This is a genomic window from Roseovarius arcticus (assembly GCF_006125015.1).
In the GTDB taxonomy this organism is placed as follows: domain Bacteria; phylum Pseudomonadota; class Alphaproteobacteria; order Rhodobacterales; family Rhodobacteraceae; genus Roseovarius; species Roseovarius arcticus.
The window spans coordinates 1,839,301-1,857,237 of record NZ_SZZN01000001.1 but is presented as its reverse complement, the minus strand read 5'-3'; the positions used below and the strand labels follow the sequence as shown (position 1 = coordinate 1,857,237).

Sequence of the window (17,937 nt, the reverse complement as noted above, 5' to 3'; positions counted from 1 at the left end):
GGTCTTTTTCCTTTATCAGGACACTTTCCGCGGTTTCACGCCGCAGCACGCGCATCACGCCTTGCACGCAGCGCTCCAAGTTGGCACCATTGCCGTGATACGTCCGCACCTCACGCATACCGGAGACTTTATTGGCCAGCACGAACGCGCCCGGCGCCCCCCAAGACGGCGATCTGCATCAGCAGACCGTCGAATTCCCCGACAACATCCTGCTGATCGACCTGTGCGGCGAACATGACCGCCATCTGGCCAAGATCGAGAATGCCCTGAGCGTGCAAATCCTGCGGCGCGGCAACCTGCTGGCCGTGCATGGCGACGAGGCAGAGGTTGCAGACGCAGTGCAGGTTTTGAAATCGCTCTATCTGCGGCTCGAAGGTGGCAAAGAAGTCACCGACGGTGATATTGATCGCGAACTGCGCATGGGCTCCGGCACCGGCGCAGCGCCTGATGTCGACCACCAACTGGAAATGTTCAAGGGCGGCCGCGTCGAGATCAAGACCCGCAAGAAGCTAGTCGAGCCGCGCACAGAGGCGCAAAAGGCCTATGTGCAGTCTCTTTTCGAGAAGGAGCTTGCCTTTGGCATCGGCCCTGCAGGCACGGGCAAGACGTATCTGGCCGTCGCCGTTGGCGTTTCGATGTTCATCGAAGGTCACGTGGACAAGATCATCCTTTCGCGCCCCGCGGTCGAGGCGGGTGAGAAGCTGGGCTATCTGCCCGGCGACATGAAGGACAAGGTCGATCCCTACATGCAGCCGCTCTATGATGCGCTGAACGATTTTCTGCCGGGCAAGCAGCTGGCCAAGCTGATTGAGGACAAAAAGATCGAGATCGCTCCGCTGGCCTTTATGCGGGGCCGCACGCTGTCCCGCGCGTTCGTCGTTCTGGACGAGGCGCAGAATGCCACGACTATGCAGATGAAGATGTTTCTGACCCGTTTGGGCCAAGGCAGCCGTATGGTGGTGACCGGGGACCGCACCCAGATCGACCTGCCGCGCGGCGTCCCCTCGGGCCTGCATGACGCCGAGCGGTTGCTCAGCACGATCCCAAAAATCGGGTTCAATTACTTCACCTCCAAGGATGTGGTGCGTCACCCGCTGGTTGCCGCCATCATCGAGGCGTATGAAGCTGATGGTTAAGCTAGGCACACCGCAGGGCACCCGATGCTGATTGACGTCATGATCGAAGAGGCCCGCTGGCGCACGCTGGACCTCGATGCGCTGGCGACGCGCGCAGCAGAGGCGACATTGGCGCATCTGGGGCTTAATTCGGCTGATTTTGAGATTAGCCTGCTGGCCTGCAATGACGCGCGCATTGCTGCGCTGAACGAGGATTTCCGCGGCAAACCGCAACCGACAAATGTGCTTAGCTGGCCCAGTGTTGAGCGCGGCGCAGACCGTGCCGGCGATATGCCCGCGCCGCCACGTCCCGGCGATGATCGAGAATTGGGCGATATCGCCATCGCCTATGGCACCTGCGCCGCCGAGGCGGAGGCGGGCGAAAAACCGCTGGCCGATCACACTGCGCATCTGATCGTTCATGCGGTGCTGCATCTATTGGGCTATGACCATGTGCGTGACCCCGATGCCACGCTGATGGAGGCATGCGAGGTTGCCATCCTTGGCAAACTGGGCATAGCTGACCCATATTGATCTCATAGGCCCGCGCCCCTACGTGCAGGCATGTAAATGTATTTGGATAACGGAAAAATGGAAGACAGTCGCGATGATCCCGATAGTATGTCGGAAAGCTCCTCTAGTGCAGCGCTTGGCGCGCAGCTCGAACGGGTTGAGGAGGACGAGGAGAACAACGGCTTTTTCCGGCGCATCTTCGGAGCGTTTTCCTCAAGTGATCAAGAAGATGTCGTAGATCACGATGCTGTCGAGTCGCAGGCTCGAGGCGCGCGCGGCCTGATTAATTTGCGCGACAAGGTGGTCGAGGATGTAGCCATCCCCAAGGCTGATATCGTCTCCATCCCGTCGACCATCACCCAAGGCGAGCTGGTGCATGTCTTTCGCGACAGCGGCATGACCCGCCTGCCTGTTTATGAGGGCACGCTGGATACGCCCATTGGGTTCGTCCACCTCAAGGATTTCGCACTGCGCCACGGCTTTAACGGCGACGCTGAGGACGCGTTCTCGCTGGCAGATATGCTGCGCCCGCTGCTATATGTGCCGCCCTCCATGCGGATCGGTGTGCTGTTGCAAAAGATGCAGAGCGACCGGCGGCATATGGCGCTGGTTATTGATGAATACGGCGGCGTCGACGGCCTTGTGACGATCGAGGACCTGATCGAGCAGGTGCTGGGCGAGATCGAGGACGAGCATGACATCGGCGAGGATGACTACTGGACCGAGGAAAAGCCGGGCTGCTACATCGCGCTGGCCAAGACCCCGCTGGAGGAGTTTGAGGCCCAGATTGGCCAATCGCTGACCGATGTGGATGATGTCGACGAGGAAGAGATCGACACGCTGGGCGGGCTGGTTTTCATGCTGCTGGGCCGCGTCCCGGTGCGCGGCGAGGTGGTCGAGCATCCGGGCGGAACGGTATTCGAAGTGATCGAGGCCGATCCGCGCCGGATCAAGCGCCTGCGCGTGCGCGTTCCCTACGCCGGGGCACATGCCTGATTTAGACGCCGCGCCTGCCGCGTGGCTGGGCAGGCGGCCTTTGTGGCTCGCCGCGCTCATTGTTTTCGCGCTGGGTGCGGTGGCCGCGCTGGGGCAGGCGCCCTGGTCGCTATGGCCGCTGTCGGTACTGGCGTTTGCGGGCCTTTTTGCGTGCCACCTATCGGCGGGGTCCGTGCGCCGTGCCGGCTGGATCGGGCTTGCAGGCGGGGCCGGGTATTTCGCCGTCGCGCTTAGCTGGATCGTTGAGCCGTTTTTGATCGACGCCCCGCGCCACGGCTGGATGGCGCCTTTCGCGCTGATCCTCGTCTCGGTTGGCTTTGCCCTATTCTGGGCGGGCGCGCAGATGGCAGCGCGTGCGGTTCAGGGCAATGCGCTGGTCTGGGCTGCTATGCTCACGCTGTCCGAGGCGCTGCGCGGCTGGCTCTTTACCGGGTTTCCGTGGGCGCAGCCGGGGCATGGCTGGATCTTTACGCCCATGCTGCATTGGGCGGCGATTGGTGGTGCGCTGCCGCTGACTTTTGCGATGCTGATCGCGGGGGCAGGGCTATGGCATCTGGTGCTGGGCCGCCGGATGTTAGGCGCATCGGCGCTGGCCGCTATCGCCGCCCTGTACGCAGCCGGGCCGTTCGTCGCGCAAGCGCCGGAGATGCCCGAGGACGCTCCAATCGTGCGCCTCGTTCAGCCAAATGTGCCGCAGAATCAAAAGTGGGACCGCGAATGGATGGCCTTCCACTTTGACCGCCAGATGGCGTTTACCGCTGCAGATGCGCCGCCCGATCTGATCGTGTGGCCCGAAACTGCGCTACCTGTGATGTTGAACCAAGCAGATGCGGTACTGGCGCAAGTTGCAGGCGCCGCGCGCGGCACGCCTGTTGTCCTTGGCGTGCAGCGCGCGGACGATGCGCGCTACTACAATTCGCTGATCGTGCTGGACGGACAGGGACGCCGCGCCGCGCTATACGACAAGCATCATCTGGTGCCCTTTGGGGAATACATGCCGATGGGCAACTTTCTGGCGCGCTTTGGTATACGCGGCCTCGCGCAGCAGGGTGGCTATGGCTATTCGGCGGGGCCGGGGCCGCAAGTCATCGACATGGGCGCACTGGGCCGCGCGCTGCCGCTGATCTGTTATGAGGGCGTCTTTGCCCGCGATGTGGCAGAGGCGCCGGGGCGCGCGGATTTCCTGCTGCTCATCACCAACGATGCCTGGTTCGGGCAGGTATCTGGCCCGTATCAGCACCTGGCGCAGGCACGTCTGCGCAGCGCCGAGCAGGGGCTGCCTATGATCCGCGCGGCCAATACCGGCGTTTCGGCGATGATCGACGCTGCCGGGCGCATCACCGCACAGATCCCGCTGGGCGAGGCTGGCTACCTGGACGCCCCCCTGCCGCCGCCGGGCACCCCGACGCTTTATTCCCGCAGCGGTGATCTGCCCGCGCTGTTTCTGCTGTTGCTGGCCGTTATCGTGCCCGCAGGGCTGCACAGACGCAAAATCGCGCGGGCAGCGCGCCAATAGCGGTTGACCTTTAGCCGCAGCGCGGTCTAGTCACAGCAGCACCCTCGCAACGGCTTCCTGGCGCGGCGGGTTATCATAATGGAGCGTTTTCAATGTCACGACAGAATTACACACTGACCTCCGAGTCCGTCTCGGAAGGGCATCCCGACAAGGTGTGCGACCGGATCTCCGACGCGATCTTGGACGCGTTCCTGACCGAGGAGCCGGAGGCGCGCGTCGCCGCCGAAACCTTTGCCACCACGAACCGCGTTATCATCGGCGGCGAAGTGGGCCTGTCGGATCAGGGAAAGCTGACCGAGTGGAAAGACCGCATGTCCACCGTCGTGCGCGATTGCGTCCGCGACATCGGCTATGAGCAAGATAAGTTTCACTGGCGTACGCTGGAGGTTACGAACCTGCTGCACGAACAGTCCGCGCATATCGCCCAAGGCGTCGATGCAACGGGCAACAAAGACGAAGGCGCAGGCGATCAGGGCATTATGTTTGGCTATGCCACGCGCGAGACCGAGGCGCTGATGCCGGCCCCGATCCAGTTCAGCCACGCAATCCTGCGCCGCCTCGCTGAGGTCCGCAAGGACGGGACCGAGCCGCAGCTGGGCCCCGACGCGAAAAGCCAATTGTCTGTCGTCTATGAGGGCGGCAAGCCTGTGCGCATCTCCAGCCTTGTTCTAAGCACACAGCATTTGGACGAGGCGCTGACCAGCCATGATATCCGCGCAATGGTGGAGCCGTACATCCGCGAAACGTTGCCCGATGGCTGGCTGACGGACGAGACGGTGTGGCATGTGAACCCAACAGGCAAGTTCGTCATCGGCGGACCCGATGGCGACGCAGGCCTGACGGGCCGCAAGATCATCGTCGACACCTATGGCGGCGCAGCCCCCCACGGCGGCGGCGCGTTTTCCGGCAAAGACCCGACGAAGGTCGATCGCTCTGCCGCCTATGCCGCGCGCTATCTGGCTAAGAATATCGTCGCCGCAGGCATGGCCGACAAATGCACCATCCAGCTAAGCTATGCGATCGGCGTCAGTAAGCCGCTCTCGGTTTATGCCGACACCCACGGCACCGGCGAGGTCGATCCCGTTGCCATCGAAAAGGCCGTGCGCGAGTGCATGGACCTCAGCCCGCGCGGCATCCGCCAGCACCTGTCGCTGAACCGCGCAATCTATCAGCGCACCGCGGCATACGGCCATTTTGGCCGCGCGCCCGAGGCCGATGGCGGCTTCAGCTGGGAACGCACCGATCTGGTGGACAAACTGCTGGCCTCCGTCTGAGCGCAGCTCACTGAAATTCGCAGTTGCGTACGATAACGTAAGTGCGGCGGCCCTTTCGCGGGGCCGCCGCGCCGCGTTTGGCAGACGTATTTCTTCTCAGATCAAGATGCGGGCCGCACCGGGGACCGGCAGCCTTGCGTGCATTGCCCTACCGGGGTAGAGCCTGCGGCCATGATCATTGACAGGCATCCATCGGGCGCACCGTGGCGCAATTTTTACGGACGGTTCAAGGGCAAAGCCCTGCGCCGGACCCAAGAGGTGCTGCTGGACGAGGATCTGGACGCCTTGTCGCCCGGTCCCGTCGGCTGGGACGTGAACCCGGACCGCACCGAGTTGGATGTCAAAGCACTGCCCGGCACGCGCGATCTGTGGCTCGAGATCGGCTTTGGCGGAGGCGAGCATCTGGCGCATATCGCGGTGGCCGAGCCTGACGTGGGCCTCATCGGGTGCGAGCCTTATCTGAACGGTGTCGCGATGCTGCTGGCTAAATTGCGCAAGGTCAGCGCGCCGAATGTGCGTGTGCATCCCGGCGATGCGCGCGATCTGCTGGATGTTCTGCCTGAGGCATCGGTGGGTAGGGTCTATCTGCTATACCCCGATCCTTGGCCCAAGGCCCGGCATCATCGGCGCCGGTTCGTCACGCCAGAGCATCTGGAGCCGCTGGCGCGTGTGATGCGCCCCGGAGCGGAGCTTCGCGTTGCGACCGATATTGAGGATTACGTCCGCCAGACACTGGAGGAAGTGCCGCGCTGCGGGTTTGAATGGCTGGCAGAGGCGCCCGCCGACTGGCGGGCGCCATGGGATGGCTGGATATCCACCCGCTATGAGCAAAAGGCGCTGCGCGAGGGCCGCGTGCCGCATTATCTGCGATTTCGACGCCAATAAAATGCCAGCTTTGGTTCGGCGGGATTTGCGCGATGCTTTGCCGCCCGGTGGCGCGCAGACTGCTTTCCGGGGTCTTCCGCTGCCACATTTGCTACCGCCGCTCTACAATTCGCAGGAGCCGTTGGCGCAGACCTCAGGCAAAATCCGGAAAATGCTGCGCGCGCTTGGCGTCGAGGTCTAGCGCCGCGCGGTGCAGCAAGCCGTGCGCGTCAAGGCGCGCGCGCAGGGCCGGAGTGGCGGTGCAAACCTCATCATAGAAGCTGCGCAGCGCCTCCTCGCCGCCTTCCTCTTCGATCGCGCGGAATAGGGCGTTCATCGTCGTCGGTATGCTGGCCGCGCCTTTGAGGTCGGGACGGTATGATCCAGCGGCAAGCCGGTAGCGATAGGCGCGTTGCCATGCGTCCCAGCTGGGCGCGTGAAAGTGGCAGAGGTGCGTTTGGTCCAGATCGTGCTCATTCTCAATCTTGCCGTTCTCATCAAATGCGTTGTGAATGCGCAGGCTGATCCCGTCCTGTCCGGTCCGCACAAAGATTTTGCCCGCCACATGGCTGAGAAAACCGCCGTTTAGCAGTGCACCGAAAGTGGGGTAAATTTCTTCGGTTTGCGTGTTACGATGGCTTTGGCGCGGGTGGCAACCCTTGAACCATTCGGGGGCGCTGCCGTCCGTCGATGCTAGCGCTTCAATCGGGCGGATGCGGGCGGTGCGGGCACTCGATGGCAAGGTTGCCAGTTGACCGGCAAGGGTGCCAGCCTCCGGGTACAAGAACTCATCCACATCAATATGGGCCAGCCAGTCCACACCGGGACGGCGCCGGTAGGCGCGCGTAGCGTTCACCGTCTGGCGCGCCTGATGTTTTTCGGGGCGCGTGCGCCGCTGAGCCCAATAAGCATCATCGGTCAGCGTCACGGTGCAGCGCGGATGCGCGGTCAACGCGCGCCGGGCGCCCTCGCTATCCTCATCCAGAAACACGTGAATTCGGTGTGCGCCGATATCCAGATGATGCGCGGCAAAGTTCAAAATCGCCTCGCTGGGCGCTTTTATCGTGGCGACGAGGCCCCAAGTGATGTTGTGTGCCATGCCGCCTGCCTGCCAATGTGATTGGCGGCAGAATGGCGTGGCAGCGCGCGGGGCGCAAGCGGGTCTGAGCGGCTCTCTGCGCGGCTTTGGCGTGCGGGCGAAGGCGGCAACCTTGTGCGCAGGCATCTTGCACTCGGGCGGCCGGGCCTCTACATCCCACACAGCAGACAAGCCGAGGAGCGCACAGATGGCCATACTCGCCACCGATATCGAAGCGATGATCCGCCAAGCGTTTCCGAACGCCGAGGTCCGGGTCCAAGGCAATGACGGCGCCCATTTCGCCGCCGAGGTGGTCGATGCGTCCTTTGCAGGCATGAACCGCGTTCAGCAGCAGCGCGCCGTCTATGCCGCCCTCAAGGGCAAGATGGACGGCCCGGCAGGCGAGTTGCACGCACTGGCGCTTACAACACGCGCGCCGGGTTAAGCGGCATTCAGAAATTCAGCGGGGGCAGGCGCCATCGCAAGCAGTATATGAAGAGGAAGACACAATGACCGACGCGAAAACCCGTATCGACGAGGCCGTAAAAGGCGCGGATGTGGTTTTGTTCATGAAGGGCACGCGCGACACGCCTCAATGCGGCTTCTCCAGCCGGGTGGCGGGTGTGCTGAACTTCATGGGCATCCCCTATAGCGACGTGAATGTTTTGGCAGATGAGGAAATCCGCCAAGGTATCAAGGAATATTCCGACTGGCCGACCATCCCGCAGCTCTACGTCAAAGGCGAGTTCGTGGGCGGTTGCGACATCATCACAGAGATGACCCTGTCGGGAGAGTTGGACACGCTGCTGGAGAAAAACGGCGTGACATTCGACAAGGCGGCGGCGGACAAGATCCGCGAAGCTAACGGGTAAATTCGGCTGCCGCTGCGCGTGGTTGCGGCGGTGGGAGTTGAATATCTAGAACCAAGAATACAGGCGTGCCGTGATATCGGCGCGCCTATTTTTTGGCCGCGACGTCATTTAGCGCGATAGACAAATCGCCGTAGCCGGTAAAGCGATACTCGAATTCCAGCTCTAGGCGGCGCGCGCACTCCTCAGCTTTGGCCTTCAGGGCCGGATCTTCGGTCTGGGCCTGATAGACCAGCTTGGTATAGTTGCCAAAGATCATGTCCCGCAGCTCTGGGTGGCGATCAAGGCCCATAGGGCGCCAGACAAAAGCATCGAACTGCTTGACCAAGAAATCGGTGAGGTAGAAGGCCGTGATCTCGTCCTCGTGCCGCCCAAAGGCGTCATTCCCCTCGAAAAAGCTGTAGCAATGCGGCCCTGCGATCATTTCGACCCCTAGCTCGTCGCATTTGGCCTTTAGCAATCCGCCAGTGCCGCAGTCGGCATATGCAACGAAAATGCGCTCGAAATTGGCGCTATGCTTCTGCACTGCCTCCTCGACGGCCTCGGTGATTTTGTCCGGATAAAGGTGCAGTTTGGCCGGAAGGCAGGCTAGCGTCATGTGATCCCAGCCGTTCAATTGGATCAGCGCTAGGATTTCGCGGGCCAGAGCGCCGCAGGCGAGGACCAGGATACGTCCACCGGGCGCAGCGGTAAGCCCCGATTGGGTCAGTACATCGTCGGGTGGTAAATCAACCATGATGCGCGAGCCTCCCTGAGGTGTCGACCTGACTATAGGCGCGGAAATTGGGGTGTGTAAATGCGCTGCTATGCCGCCCCTGGATCCTTGCTTCAATGCGGTCAAATTTTGCCAATGAGGCCCGCTTGCTAGGACTGCCGCGCCGCACGCGCGGCGACCTTCCGCACGGCCGTTGCGCCGACAGTCTGCCACCATCAACCTTGTGTCTGGTCACTGCCTCAATCTTGTGTGGCACCAGAGAGAAGCGTCGTTGTAACCCCATGAGCCGGTTCGCAAACCGGGGCGAAACGCGGGATCATTGGGGATTTAAACGTGAAACCGGGCCCGCATGGGGCCCAGTTCTAGTCTAATCCTAATCAGCCGCAGCAATGCTGCTAGGGGCTATCAGGCCTGCGCGCCTGAGTTATGTTTGCGGGCGACCCATTCTTTGGCCGTCTCGACCGCGACGGCAGCGTCGCGGCAATATGCGTCGGCGCCGATGGCCTTGCTGAATTCCTCATTCAGGGGCGCGCCACCAACCAGCACGATATAGTTGTCTCGGATGCCTTGCTCGATCATCGTGTCGATGACGACCTTCATGTAGGGCATCGTAGTGGTCAGCAGGGCAGACATCCCCAAGATGTCAGGGCCTTCTGTTTCCAGCGCCTCAAGATATTTTTCGACCGGGTTGTTGATGCCCAGATCGACCACCTCAAAGCCTGCGCCCTCCATCATCATGCTGACGAGGTTTTTGCCGATGTCGTGGATGTCGCCCTTGACCGTGCCGATTACCATCTTGCCGACGCGGGGCGCGCCCGTCTCGGCCAGCAGCGGCTTGAGGATGAACATTCCGCCCTTCATGGCGTTCGCCGCCAGCAGCACTTCGGGGACAAACAGGATACCGTCGCGGAAATCCTTGCCAACGATCGTCATGCCGCCGACCAGCGCCTTGGTCAGCACATCGTACGGGGTCCAGTTGCGGGCAAGAAGAATATTCACACCCTCTTCAATCTCTTCCTTGAGACCATCGTAGAGGTCGTCGAACATCTGCTGAACAAGCTCGTCGTCGTCCAGATCAGCGAGGATGATGTCTTCTTGGTCGTCCGACATGTTGTAGTCCCCTTGCAATGGGGGGCGGCTCCGCCCCTTTTCGTGTTATCTTATCGACGTTTCGTCAATTCCCGCGCTCCGCACTTGGCGAATTACGACATTGGCAGCACCTGCAACGACTTATCCTGCGCAATTCAGCGGTAAAAGGGCCGCCACACGCATCTGTGTTATGTCGTTCTTGCTTTTGTTCCCATTTTGTTCTATATATTAACCATGGGCCAACATCATACATTTCCCCTCGGCATGGAGCGACGCGCACGCGGCGCAATTAGCAATGACGTAGGCCGATTCGAGCCGGTTCAGCGCAGTTATGAGGCGGATGGCTGGACACCGGACGCAGACGAGGCGCCGCTGCGCACGCAGACCACCATCGAGGTGCCCCGCCGCGTGATAAGCTACAACCGCTCGCCCGATCTACCGTTTGATCGCTCGATCAATCCGTATCGCGGGTGCGAGCATGGGTGCATCTATTGCTTTGCCCGGCCCACTCATGCTTGGCTGGGTCTATCCGCCGGTCTGGATTTTGAGACGCGGCTGATTGCGCGGCCCGAGGCGCCTCAGGTGCTGGCCCAAGAGTTGCGCCACCGGGCCTACACTCCGCGCACCATCGCGATTGGCACCAATACGGACCCTTACCAGCCGATTGAAAAAACGCACCAGATCATGCGCGAATGTCTGAAAGTACTGCGTGATTTCCGCCATCCGGTCGCCATCGTCACCAAGGGGACGCTGATTGAGCGGGACATAGATATTCTGAGTGACATGGCCCGGCAAGGGCTGGTGCGTGTCGGTATCTCTGTCACGACGTTGGACGCGGATCTGTCCCGCAAACTGGAGCCGCGCGCGCCGACGCCGCAGCGGCGGCTGGCCACGATCCGTGCGCTCAGCGCGGCAGGGATTGATACGCGCATTATGACGTCGCCTATTATTCCCGGTTTGACCGATCATGAGGTAGAGGCGCTGTTAAAGGCGGGCAAGGATGCGGGGGCGGTCGCCGCAAGCTGGGTCATGTTGCGCCTGCCGCTTGAGGTGGCGCCGCTGTTCCGCGAATGGCTGGAGCAGCATTTTCCAGACCGCGCGGCCCGCGTCATGGGCCATGTGCGCGCAATGCAAGGCGGCAAGGATTACGATGCGACATTCGGCACGCGTATGCGCGGCACCGGGCCATACGCTGAAATGATCGCGCAGCGGTTTGACGCGGCGCTGCGCCGCAATGGCTATGCGCGTAAGTTGCCTGATCTGCGCTGCGATCTATTCAAGCCGCCCGCCGAGGCGGGCGATCAGCTTTCACTGTTTTAAGCGCGCTTAGCCGCCTCGGCGCTTGGTTCGGCGCGGGGCCGGGGCATCGTCGCCCGTGCCGTCGATGGCAGATGAAAACGCGCCCAGCGTCTCGGTGATGCGGTCTAGGGTTGGGCGCGGCCCGCGGGGCTGCGTCTCCAGCGCTTCGCGCATCTTCGACAGATGCTCGGCCATAGTGCCGCAGCAGCCGCCGATGATCGTGGCGCCCGCGTCACGCGCAAGGCAGGCATATTCGGCCATCAGTTCAGGCGTGCCATCGTAGTGGATGTGCCCGTCGACAAATTTGGGAATACCGGCATTACCCTTGGCAACGATGGGCCGCTCCGTCCCTTGGGCGACAAATCCGAGGACGGTGCGCAAAAGGTCCGACGCGCCAACACCGCAATTGGCGCCGTAGGCCAGCGGCTTGTAATCCAGCGTCTCGACCATATCGGCCATATCGGACGAGGTCAGGCCCATCATGGTGCGCCCGGCGGTGTCAAAGCTCATGGTGCCGACCCAAGGCATATCGGCGAGGCGAAACGCCTCAGCGGCGGCCTTGTATTCCTCTGGCGCCGAAATCGTCTCTAGCCACAATACGTCTGCGCCGCCTTCTTTTAGGCCCTCGGCCTGCTCGTGAAACATTTCGACAGCGATTTCGTGCGTCAGGGTTCCCATGGGTGCCATAATCTCGCCCGTTGGCCCGACAGAGCCTGCGACGATCACCTCGCGGCCTGCCGTGTCGGCGACCTCGCGCCCGATTTCGGCGGACATGCGCGACAACTCTCGCGCACGCTTTTGCGCTCCATGCAGTTTCAGGCGTGATGCGTTGCCGCCAAAGCTGTTGGTCAAAAACAGGTCGCTGCCCGCATCAACGGCCATTTTGTAAAGTTTGGTGATCCGGTCCGGGTGCTTGTCATTCCAGAACTCCGGCGCGTCGCCGGCCTCTAGCCCCATGTTGAACAGGTTTGTGCCGGTGGCGCCGTCAGCGAGTATCCAGTCGCGATGCGACATCATCCGGGAAAGTGCATTGCTCATCAAATCATCCAACTAGGGTTTTAACCGCTTGTGCCACGCGAGGCGGCGCACCGCAAATTCATAACCTGCGTCATGATCTTGCAGCGCGCCAAGCAGGACAGCTTTCGGCTTAACTTCAGATTTCGCCTACCAGCTGCGATTTGGCGGCGGCCATCAACTCGGCGCGCTTTGCGCGAATCGTGTCGGGATCAGCCTTGTCGCCCAGATCGGCCGCAACCTTGCGGATCACATCTTCGAAACCGGCCTCTTCAAAGTCGGCCTTTATGACCTCGCGCACATAGGCGGTCACTTCGTCGCCGGTTTTTCCCAGCAGTTCTGCGGCCCACTGGCCCAGCAGCTTGTTGCAGCGCGCCTCGGCCTTGAATTTCATTTCCTCGTCATGGGCATACTTATTCTCGAATGCGTTTTCGCGATCTTTAAAAGTGTTCATTGGTTTTTGTCCCTCTTGTGGCGTTGGATCGTTGCACTCAAATATGGCGGCACGCGGGCCGCTGCGCAAGGGTAGCCCCTGCGCGCTTGCGGCAGGGCGGGGCATGATCTACATAATGCGCATCGCAGATTGGGAATGCATTCCCATAGGCAAAGGCAGTGATATTATGGCACGTCGCAAGAAGATCTATGAAGGCAAGGCCAAGACCCTCTATGAGGGCCCCGAGCCGGGAACGATTGTCCAGTATTTCAAGGACGACGCCACCGCCTTTAACGCCGAAAAAAAGGCCGTGATCGAAGGCAAGGGTGTGCTGAACAACATCCTGTCCGAGTATTTCATGGTCGGCCTCGCCAACATCGGCGTGCCGACGCATTTCCTGAAACGCCTGAACATGCGCGAGCAACTATGCCGCCAGGTCGAGATCATTCCACTGGAAGTGATCGTGCGCAACTATGCCGCCGGGTCCATGGCCAAGCGTTTGGGAATGGAGGAGGGCGTTCAATTGCCGCGCCCCATCGTCGAGTATTGCCTCAAGGATGACAAGCTAGGCGATCCGCTGGTAACAGAGGAGCATATCGCCGCGTTCGGCTGGGCGTCACAGCAGGATCTGGACGACATGCTGTCGCTGGCTTTGCGCGTGAACGATTTCCTCGCTGGCGTCATGTACGGCGTCGGGATCAAGCTCATCGACTTCAAGATTGAGATTGGCCGCGTTTATGACGGCGATTTCCAACGCCTGATCGTCGCAGACGAGATCAGCCCTGATAGTTGCCGCCTTTGGGATATCGAGACGGGTCAAAAGCTGGACAAAGACGTGTTCCGCCGCGATCTGGGCAGTCTGACGGACGCCTATACCGAGGTCGCAAAGCGTCTGGGCGTGCTGCCCAAGGGCGCGACGCCAATGGCGCGGCCCACACTGATTAACTGATTTTGCACCACTAGACCGAAGGATGGCGCCGATGAAAGCCCGCGTTCACATCATGCTTAAAACCGGCGTTCTCGACCCGCAGGGCGAGGCTGTGCGCCATGCGCTCGGCTCGCTGGGTTTTGACGGTGTTAATTCCGTGCGCCAGGGCAAGGTGATTGAACTGGACCTAAAGGACGGCACCGATGAGGCCACGATCAAGGACATGTGCGAGCGCCTGTTGGCCAATACCGTAATCGAAAGCTACCGTGTGGAGATCCTCTGATGCACGCTGCTGTTGTCGTATTCCCCGGTTCAAACTGTGATCGGGATCTGGCCGTGGCGCTGGAGCGGGCAGGCGCCCGCGTCAGCATGGTCTGGCACAAGGATACCGCGATGCCGGACGGCGTCGATCTGATCGGTGTACCCGGCGGGTTCTCGTTTGGCGATTATCTGCGCTGCGGCGCGATTGCCGCCAACTCGCCGATCTGCCGCGCGGTCAAAGATCACGCGGACCGGGGCGGATACGTCTTGGGCGTCTGCAATGGGTTTCAAATTCTGACCGAGACACGCGTTTTGCCCGGCACGCTGCTGCGCAATGCGGGGCTGAAATACATCTGCCGCGCTGTGCCACTGACTGTAGTGACCACCGACAGCGCGTTTACCTGCAGCTATGACGCAGGCCAGACGATCACCGTGCCAATCGCGCACCATGACGGCAATTATCACGCGGATGCCGAGACGCTGCGCGCATTGACCGCCGAGGATCGCATCGCATTTCGCTATGGTGACAATCCCAACGGGTCGGCGGACGATATTGCCGGCATCTTGTCGCCAAACCGCCGGGTGCTGGGTATGATGCCCCACCCCGAACGTATGGCAGAGGCGGCCCACGGTGGCACGGACGGCGCTGCGATATTCGACGGCCTCGTCAAGCAGCTAGAACACGCCTGAACACATGCCGCGTGCCCATCAGGGCTTGAGGCAGTGCCGCCGCCACCGTAGTTTGCGCGGATGAGCACGCCCGACCCCAACACGCCGCGACCCACCCCCGCGCCGCAGCCACGGCGCGCACCGTCCGAGCGTGCCGCGGGAACCACCAGCTGGCGGGTGCGCATGGCGCTGATCGTGCTAACTGCGATGGCCGTGGGCGTAGTCTTTGTGACCAACCGGCTGCTGACCGACCGGTTTACGCAAAATACCCGCAACCGGGCTGAGCTGCGATTGGTGCTCTATTCGGGCAACCTGCTGAGCGAGTTGCGCCAGAACGCTATCGTGCCGCAACTTCTGGCGCGCGATCCGGCGCTGATTTCGGCGCTGAATTCGGCCAATTATTCGCAATCAACGCAGCGCCTGATTTCATTTGTTGATGAGATTGGTGCCGCATCGCTGACCCTGCTGGACAAGGACGGGCGCACCGTTGCGTCGACTGATCGCAATACGATAGGCGAATCTCACCGCACGCAGCCTTATTATGTGGACGCTCTGCGCTCCAAGGACACGGTGTTTACTCTTATCCAGCACGAAACCGGGCGCTTTGATTTCTACTATTCCCGCCGGGTCGAGAGCCAAGGCGCGCTGATTGGCGTCATCATGGTCGCCGTTGATCTCTACAAGTACGAGCGGGCGTGGGCGGGCATCACCGATGCCGTCGTCGTCACAGACACCGAAGGGCGCATCATCCTGTCGACCGAGCCGCGCTGGCGCGGCCTGACCGAGGCCGAAGCGCTATCTGAGAAGCCGGTGAGCAGTGCGCTGGAGCGGGCTATTCAAGCCACCGCGGACTGGACGACACTGCCGGCTGATGCCTACCTTGGCGGCGAGGCGGTGATGCGCGTCGAGGGGCGCGTGGCGTTTCGCGGCTGGCGGATCGCTAACTTCACCACCTTCGACTCGGTCCGCGAAAAGGTGAACGGCTTTCTCGCGCTCGAAATCATGGCGTTTGCGATTCTGCTGGCGCTGGCCTTCTACTTTCTCAACCGCAAGACGGCGGTCCGCATGGCGCTCTTCCAGCGCGAGTCGGCAGAGCTTCGCGCACTGAACCTGCGCTTACAGCGGGAAATCGCCGAGCGTGAGCGCGTGCAAGAAAACCTTGCCGTGGCCGAACAGACCCTCGCGCAGAGCTCAAAACTAGCGGCATTGGGCGAGATGTCTGCCGCCGTAAGTCATGAGCTGAACCAGCCTCTGGCGGCGATGAAAACCTACCTCGCCGGCGCGCGCCTTTTGCTGACGCGCAACCGCCCCGACGAGACGCTGTCATCGTTCCAGCGCATCGACGACCTGATCGAGCGCATGGGCGCGATAACCAAGCAGCTGAAATCCTATGCGCGCCACTCTGGTGACACATTCGAGCCTGTAAACATTGGCGATGCGCTCGCCTCGTCGCTGTCGATGATGGAGCCGCAGTTGCGCCAACGGCGCGTTACGATCAACCGCACGCTACCTGACGAGCCTGTGATGGTAATGGGTGATCGGGTGCGGATTGAGCAGGTGATGATCAATCTGCTACGCAATGCGCTGGACGCGACGCAGACAGTGAACGAGGCTCAGATTGATCTGGTTCTGACGGCCGGTACGATGGCTGTTTTGACGGTGCGCGACAATGGCACCGGCCTCAAGGATTTCGACAAGCTGTTTGAGCCATTTCACTCGACCAAGCAGGCGGGCGAGGGGGTCGGGCTGGGCCTTGCCATTTCTTCGGGTATCGTAAACGACCTCGGTGGTAGACTGACCGCGCGCGATGCGGCGACGGGCGGTGCTGTATTTGAAATGCGCCTCCCTATATTGAACGAAGAAACCCGTGCAGCGGAGTAATAGTGAATGGCCAACGCGATGAAGATTGCTATCGTCGACGACGAAAAAGATATGCGCCAGTCGATCAGCCAGTGGCTGGCCCTGTCGGGCTACGACACCGAGACGTTCCCGAGCGCGGAGGAGGCGCTGAAGAAGCTGGGCGCCGATTATCCCGGCATCGTGGTTACCGACATCCGTATGCCCGGCATGGACGGCATGCAGTTTCTGAAAAAGCTGATGGGCGCTGACAGTACGTTGCCCGTCATCATGATCACCGGTCACGGCGACGTGCCGATGGCGGTCGAGGCAATGCGCGTCGGCGCCTATGATTTTCTGGAAAAGCCGTTCAACCCCGATCGCATGACCGAGCTGGCCAAAAAGGCGACCCACGCCCGCCGCCTGACGTTGGACAACCGCGCCTTGCGGCGCGAGCTGTCGGATGGCGGCCAGCTGATGAAAAAGCTCATCGGGTCGAGCCCAGTGATGGAGCGGCTCAAGGAGGATATCCTAGATCTGGGGCAGGCCGACGGCCACGTTCTGATCGACGGCGAGACAGGCACAGGCAAGACGCTGGTCGCTCATGCGCTGCACGCCGTCGGCGCGCGGGCGGGCAAAAAGTTCGTTTTGGTATCGTGCGCCGCGTTCGAGCAGGACCAGCTGTCCAAGCGCCTGTTTGGCCCGATGAACCCCGAGGATAGCCGTCTGCCGGCCGTTGAGGAGGCGCGCGGCGGAACGCTGGTTCTAGAGGATATCGAGGCGCTGGGGGATAGTCTGCAAGCACGTCTGCTTACCTATCTGAACGAGGAGGGCACACCGCCCGAAACGCGGCTGGTGGCGATCAGCAACCTTCAGGACGAGGGCAAGACGTCAGAGGACGCACTGCGCCCCGATCTGTTCTATCGCCTTGCGTCGTTGCGCATCACCGTGCCGCCCCTGCGCCAGCGCGGCGAGGATATTCTGACGCTCTTCACCCGCTTTATTGACCAGTTCGCCGATGATTACGGCTGCGATGCGCCGCAGGTCAGCGCGCAGGAGGCCGCGCAATTGCTTCAGGCGCCATGGCCCGGCAACGTGCGCCAGCTCTTTAACGTGGCCGAGCGCGCCGTTCTGCAATCGCGGCGTGGATCCGGCACAATCGTTTCGCTGCTGATGAGCGATCATCAGGACATGCAGCCGGTGATGACAACCGAAGGCAAACCGCTAAAGGAATACGTCGAGGCGTTCGAGCGGATGCTGATCGACAACACCATGCGCCGCCACAAAGGCAGTATCGCCGCCGTCATGGACGAATTGTGCCTGCCTCGCCGGACGTTAAATGAAAAGATGGCGAAATATACGCTTCAAAGGTCGGACTACCTTTAAACGGTAGTGTTTTTTACCCGGCCCGGACATGCAGTCGGGCCGGATACGCACCCCATTGGCGCCCATTTTGATGCCGCCATTC

Annotated in this window: 19 protein-coding genes and 1 riboswitch; of the genes, 14 read left to right on the top strand and 5 right to left on the bottom strand. The window is 61.4% G+C overall.

Annotated elements, in window-relative coordinates; translation table 11 throughout:
* Window positions 1–131 precede the first annotated feature (131 nt).
* The 6 genes from MK6180000_RS08750 to trmB all read left to right on the top strand — a co-directional run bounded on the left by MK6180000_RS08750 (window position 132) and on the right by trmB (window position 6,299).
* Window positions 132–1,136 carry a PhoH family protein gene (locus MK6180000_RS08750; RefSeq protein WP_138934373.1) on the top strand — a complete coding sequence of 335 codons (1,005 nt, stop codon included), beginning with the start codon at window positions 132–134 and terminating at the stop codon, window positions 1,134–1,136.
* Between the two features lie 24 nt (window positions 1,137–1,160).
* Complete coding sequence (ybeY, locus tag MK6180000_RS08745) at window positions 1,161–1,649, top strand: rRNA maturation RNase YbeY (protein WP_138934372.1); 489 nt, start codon at window positions 1,161–1,163, stop codon at window positions 1,647–1,649.
* Between the two features lie 57 nt (window positions 1,650–1,706).
* On the top strand, window positions 1,707–2,624 hold the full coding sequence (locus tag MK6180000_RS08740) for a hemolysin family protein (protein WP_425466835.1): 918 nt from the start codon (window positions 1,707–1,709) through the stop codon (window positions 2,622–2,624).
* The gene (lnt, locus tag MK6180000_RS08735; protein WP_138934371.1) at window positions 2,617–4,140 is read left to right on the top strand and encodes an apolipoprotein N-acyltransferase; all 1,524 of its coding nucleotides are present in this window, start codon (window positions 2,617–2,619) and stop codon (window positions 4,138–4,140) included. Before MK6180000_RS08740 ends, lnt begins: the two co-directional genes overlap by 8 nt.
* Window positions 4,141–4,178: 38 nt before the next feature.
* A riboswitch (SAM-SAH riboswitch) is annotated at window positions 4,179–4,226 on the top strand.
* Window positions 4,227–4,232: 6 nt separating this feature from the next.
* Window positions 4,233–5,414: a methionine adenosyltransferase gene (gene metK / locus MK6180000_RS08730; RefSeq protein ID WP_138934370.1), complete on the top strand. Its 1,182-nt coding sequence runs from the start codon at window positions 4,233–4,235 to the stop codon at window positions 5,412–5,414.
* A 171-nt stretch (window positions 5,415–5,585) separates the two neighbouring features.
* Complete coding sequence (gene trmB / locus MK6180000_RS08725; protein WP_138934369.1) at window positions 5,586–6,299, top strand: tRNA (guanine(46)-N(7))-methyltransferase TrmB; 714 nt, start codon at window positions 5,586–5,588, stop codon at window positions 6,297–6,299.
* Between the two features lie 133 nt (window positions 6,300–6,432).
* Here trmB and MK6180000_RS08720 read toward each other — a convergent pair whose 3' ends face one another.
* The gene (locus MK6180000_RS08720; RefSeq protein WP_138934368.1) at window positions 6,433–7,377 is read right to left on the bottom strand and encodes a glycosyltransferase family 2 protein; all 945 of its coding nucleotides are present in this window, start codon (window positions 7,375–7,377) and stop codon (window positions 6,433–6,435) included.
* Between the two features lie 187 nt (window positions 7,378–7,564).
* On the opposite strand from MK6180000_RS08720, the gene MK6180000_RS08715 reads away from it, so the two are divergent.
* Complete coding sequence (locus MK6180000_RS08715) at window positions 7,565–7,801, top strand: BolA family protein (protein WP_138934367.1); 237 nt, start codon at window positions 7,565–7,567, stop codon at window positions 7,799–7,801.
* Window positions 7,802–7,865: 64 nt separating this feature from the next.
* Entirely contained in the window at window positions 7,866–8,228 is a 363-nt protein-coding gene (grxD, locus tag MK6180000_RS08710; protein WP_138934366.1) for a Grx4 family monothiol glutaredoxin, read from the top strand.
* Between the two features lie 85 nt (window positions 8,229–8,313).
* Here the strand turns inward: grxD and MK6180000_RS08705 are convergent, their stop codons facing one another.
* Together MK6180000_RS08705 and MK6180000_RS08700 are read right to left on the bottom strand one after the other, a co-directional pair.
* Window positions 8,314–8,961, bottom strand: a complete 648-nt coding sequence (locus tag MK6180000_RS08705; RefSeq protein WP_138934365.1) for a DUF1638 domain-containing protein — start codon at window positions 8,959–8,961, stop codon at window positions 8,314–8,316.
* A gap of 384 nt (window positions 8,962–9,345) precedes the next feature.
* A complete protein-coding gene (locus MK6180000_RS08700; protein WP_138934364.1) occupies window positions 9,346–10,050 on the bottom strand; it encodes a corrinoid protein in 705 nt (234 codons plus the stop codon).
* 213 nt (window positions 10,051–10,263) lie between these two features.
* On the opposite strand from MK6180000_RS08700, the gene MK6180000_RS08695 reads away from it, so the two are divergent.
* Window positions 10,264–11,349 carry a PA0069 family radical SAM protein gene (locus MK6180000_RS08695; RefSeq protein WP_246040469.1) on the top strand — a complete coding sequence of 362 codons (1,086 nt, stop codon included), beginning with the start codon at window positions 10,264–10,266 and terminating at the stop codon, window positions 11,347–11,349.
* Between the two features lie 6 nt (window positions 11,350–11,355).
* Here MK6180000_RS08695 and bmt read toward each other — a convergent pair whose 3' ends face one another.
* Together bmt and MK6180000_RS08685 are read right to left on the bottom strand one after the other, a co-directional pair.
* A complete protein-coding gene (bmt, locus tag MK6180000_RS08690) occupies window positions 11,356–12,366 on the bottom strand; it encodes a betaine--homocysteine S-methyltransferase (RefSeq protein ID WP_138934363.1) in 1,011 nt (336 codons plus the stop codon).
* A 115-nt stretch (window positions 12,367–12,481) separates the two neighbouring features.
* Window positions 12,482–12,796, bottom strand: a complete 315-nt coding sequence (locus MK6180000_RS08685; RefSeq protein ID WP_138934362.1) for a DUF1476 domain-containing protein — start codon at window positions 12,794–12,796, stop codon at window positions 12,482–12,484.
* 166 nt (window positions 12,797–12,962) lie between these two features.
* Here MK6180000_RS08685 and purC point away from each other — a divergent pair, with 166 nt between their 5' ends.
* From purC to MK6180000_RS08660, 5 genes are read left to right on the top strand one after another with little or no spacing between them, the layout of a single operon-like run.
* On the top strand, window positions 12,963–13,724 hold the full coding sequence (purC, locus tag MK6180000_RS08680) for a phosphoribosylaminoimidazolesuccinocarboxamide synthase (RefSeq protein WP_138936420.1): 762 nt from the start codon (window positions 12,963–12,965) through the stop codon (window positions 13,722–13,724).
* Between the two features lie 31 nt (window positions 13,725–13,755).
* Complete coding sequence (purS, locus tag MK6180000_RS08675; protein ID WP_138934361.1) at window positions 13,756–13,986, top strand: phosphoribosylformylglycinamidine synthase subunit PurS; 231 nt, start codon at window positions 13,756–13,758, stop codon at window positions 13,984–13,986.
* Entirely contained in the window at window positions 13,986–14,654 is a 669-nt protein-coding gene (gene purQ / locus MK6180000_RS08670) for a phosphoribosylformylglycinamidine synthase subunit PurQ (protein ID WP_138934360.1), read from the top strand. The genes purS and purQ overlap by 1 nt, the downstream gene beginning before the upstream one ends.
* Window positions 14,655–14,714: 60 nt before the next feature.
* Entirely contained in the window at window positions 14,715–16,514 is a 1,800-nt protein-coding gene (locus MK6180000_RS08665) for a sensor histidine kinase (RefSeq protein ID WP_138934359.1), read from the top strand.
* Between the two features lie 6 nt (window positions 16,515–16,520).
* On the top strand, window positions 16,521–17,855 hold the full coding sequence (locus MK6180000_RS08660) for a sigma-54-dependent transcriptional regulator (RefSeq protein WP_138934358.1): 1,335 nt from the start codon (window positions 16,521–16,523) through the stop codon (window positions 17,853–17,855).
* Window positions 17,856–17,937 lie beyond the last annotated feature (82 nt).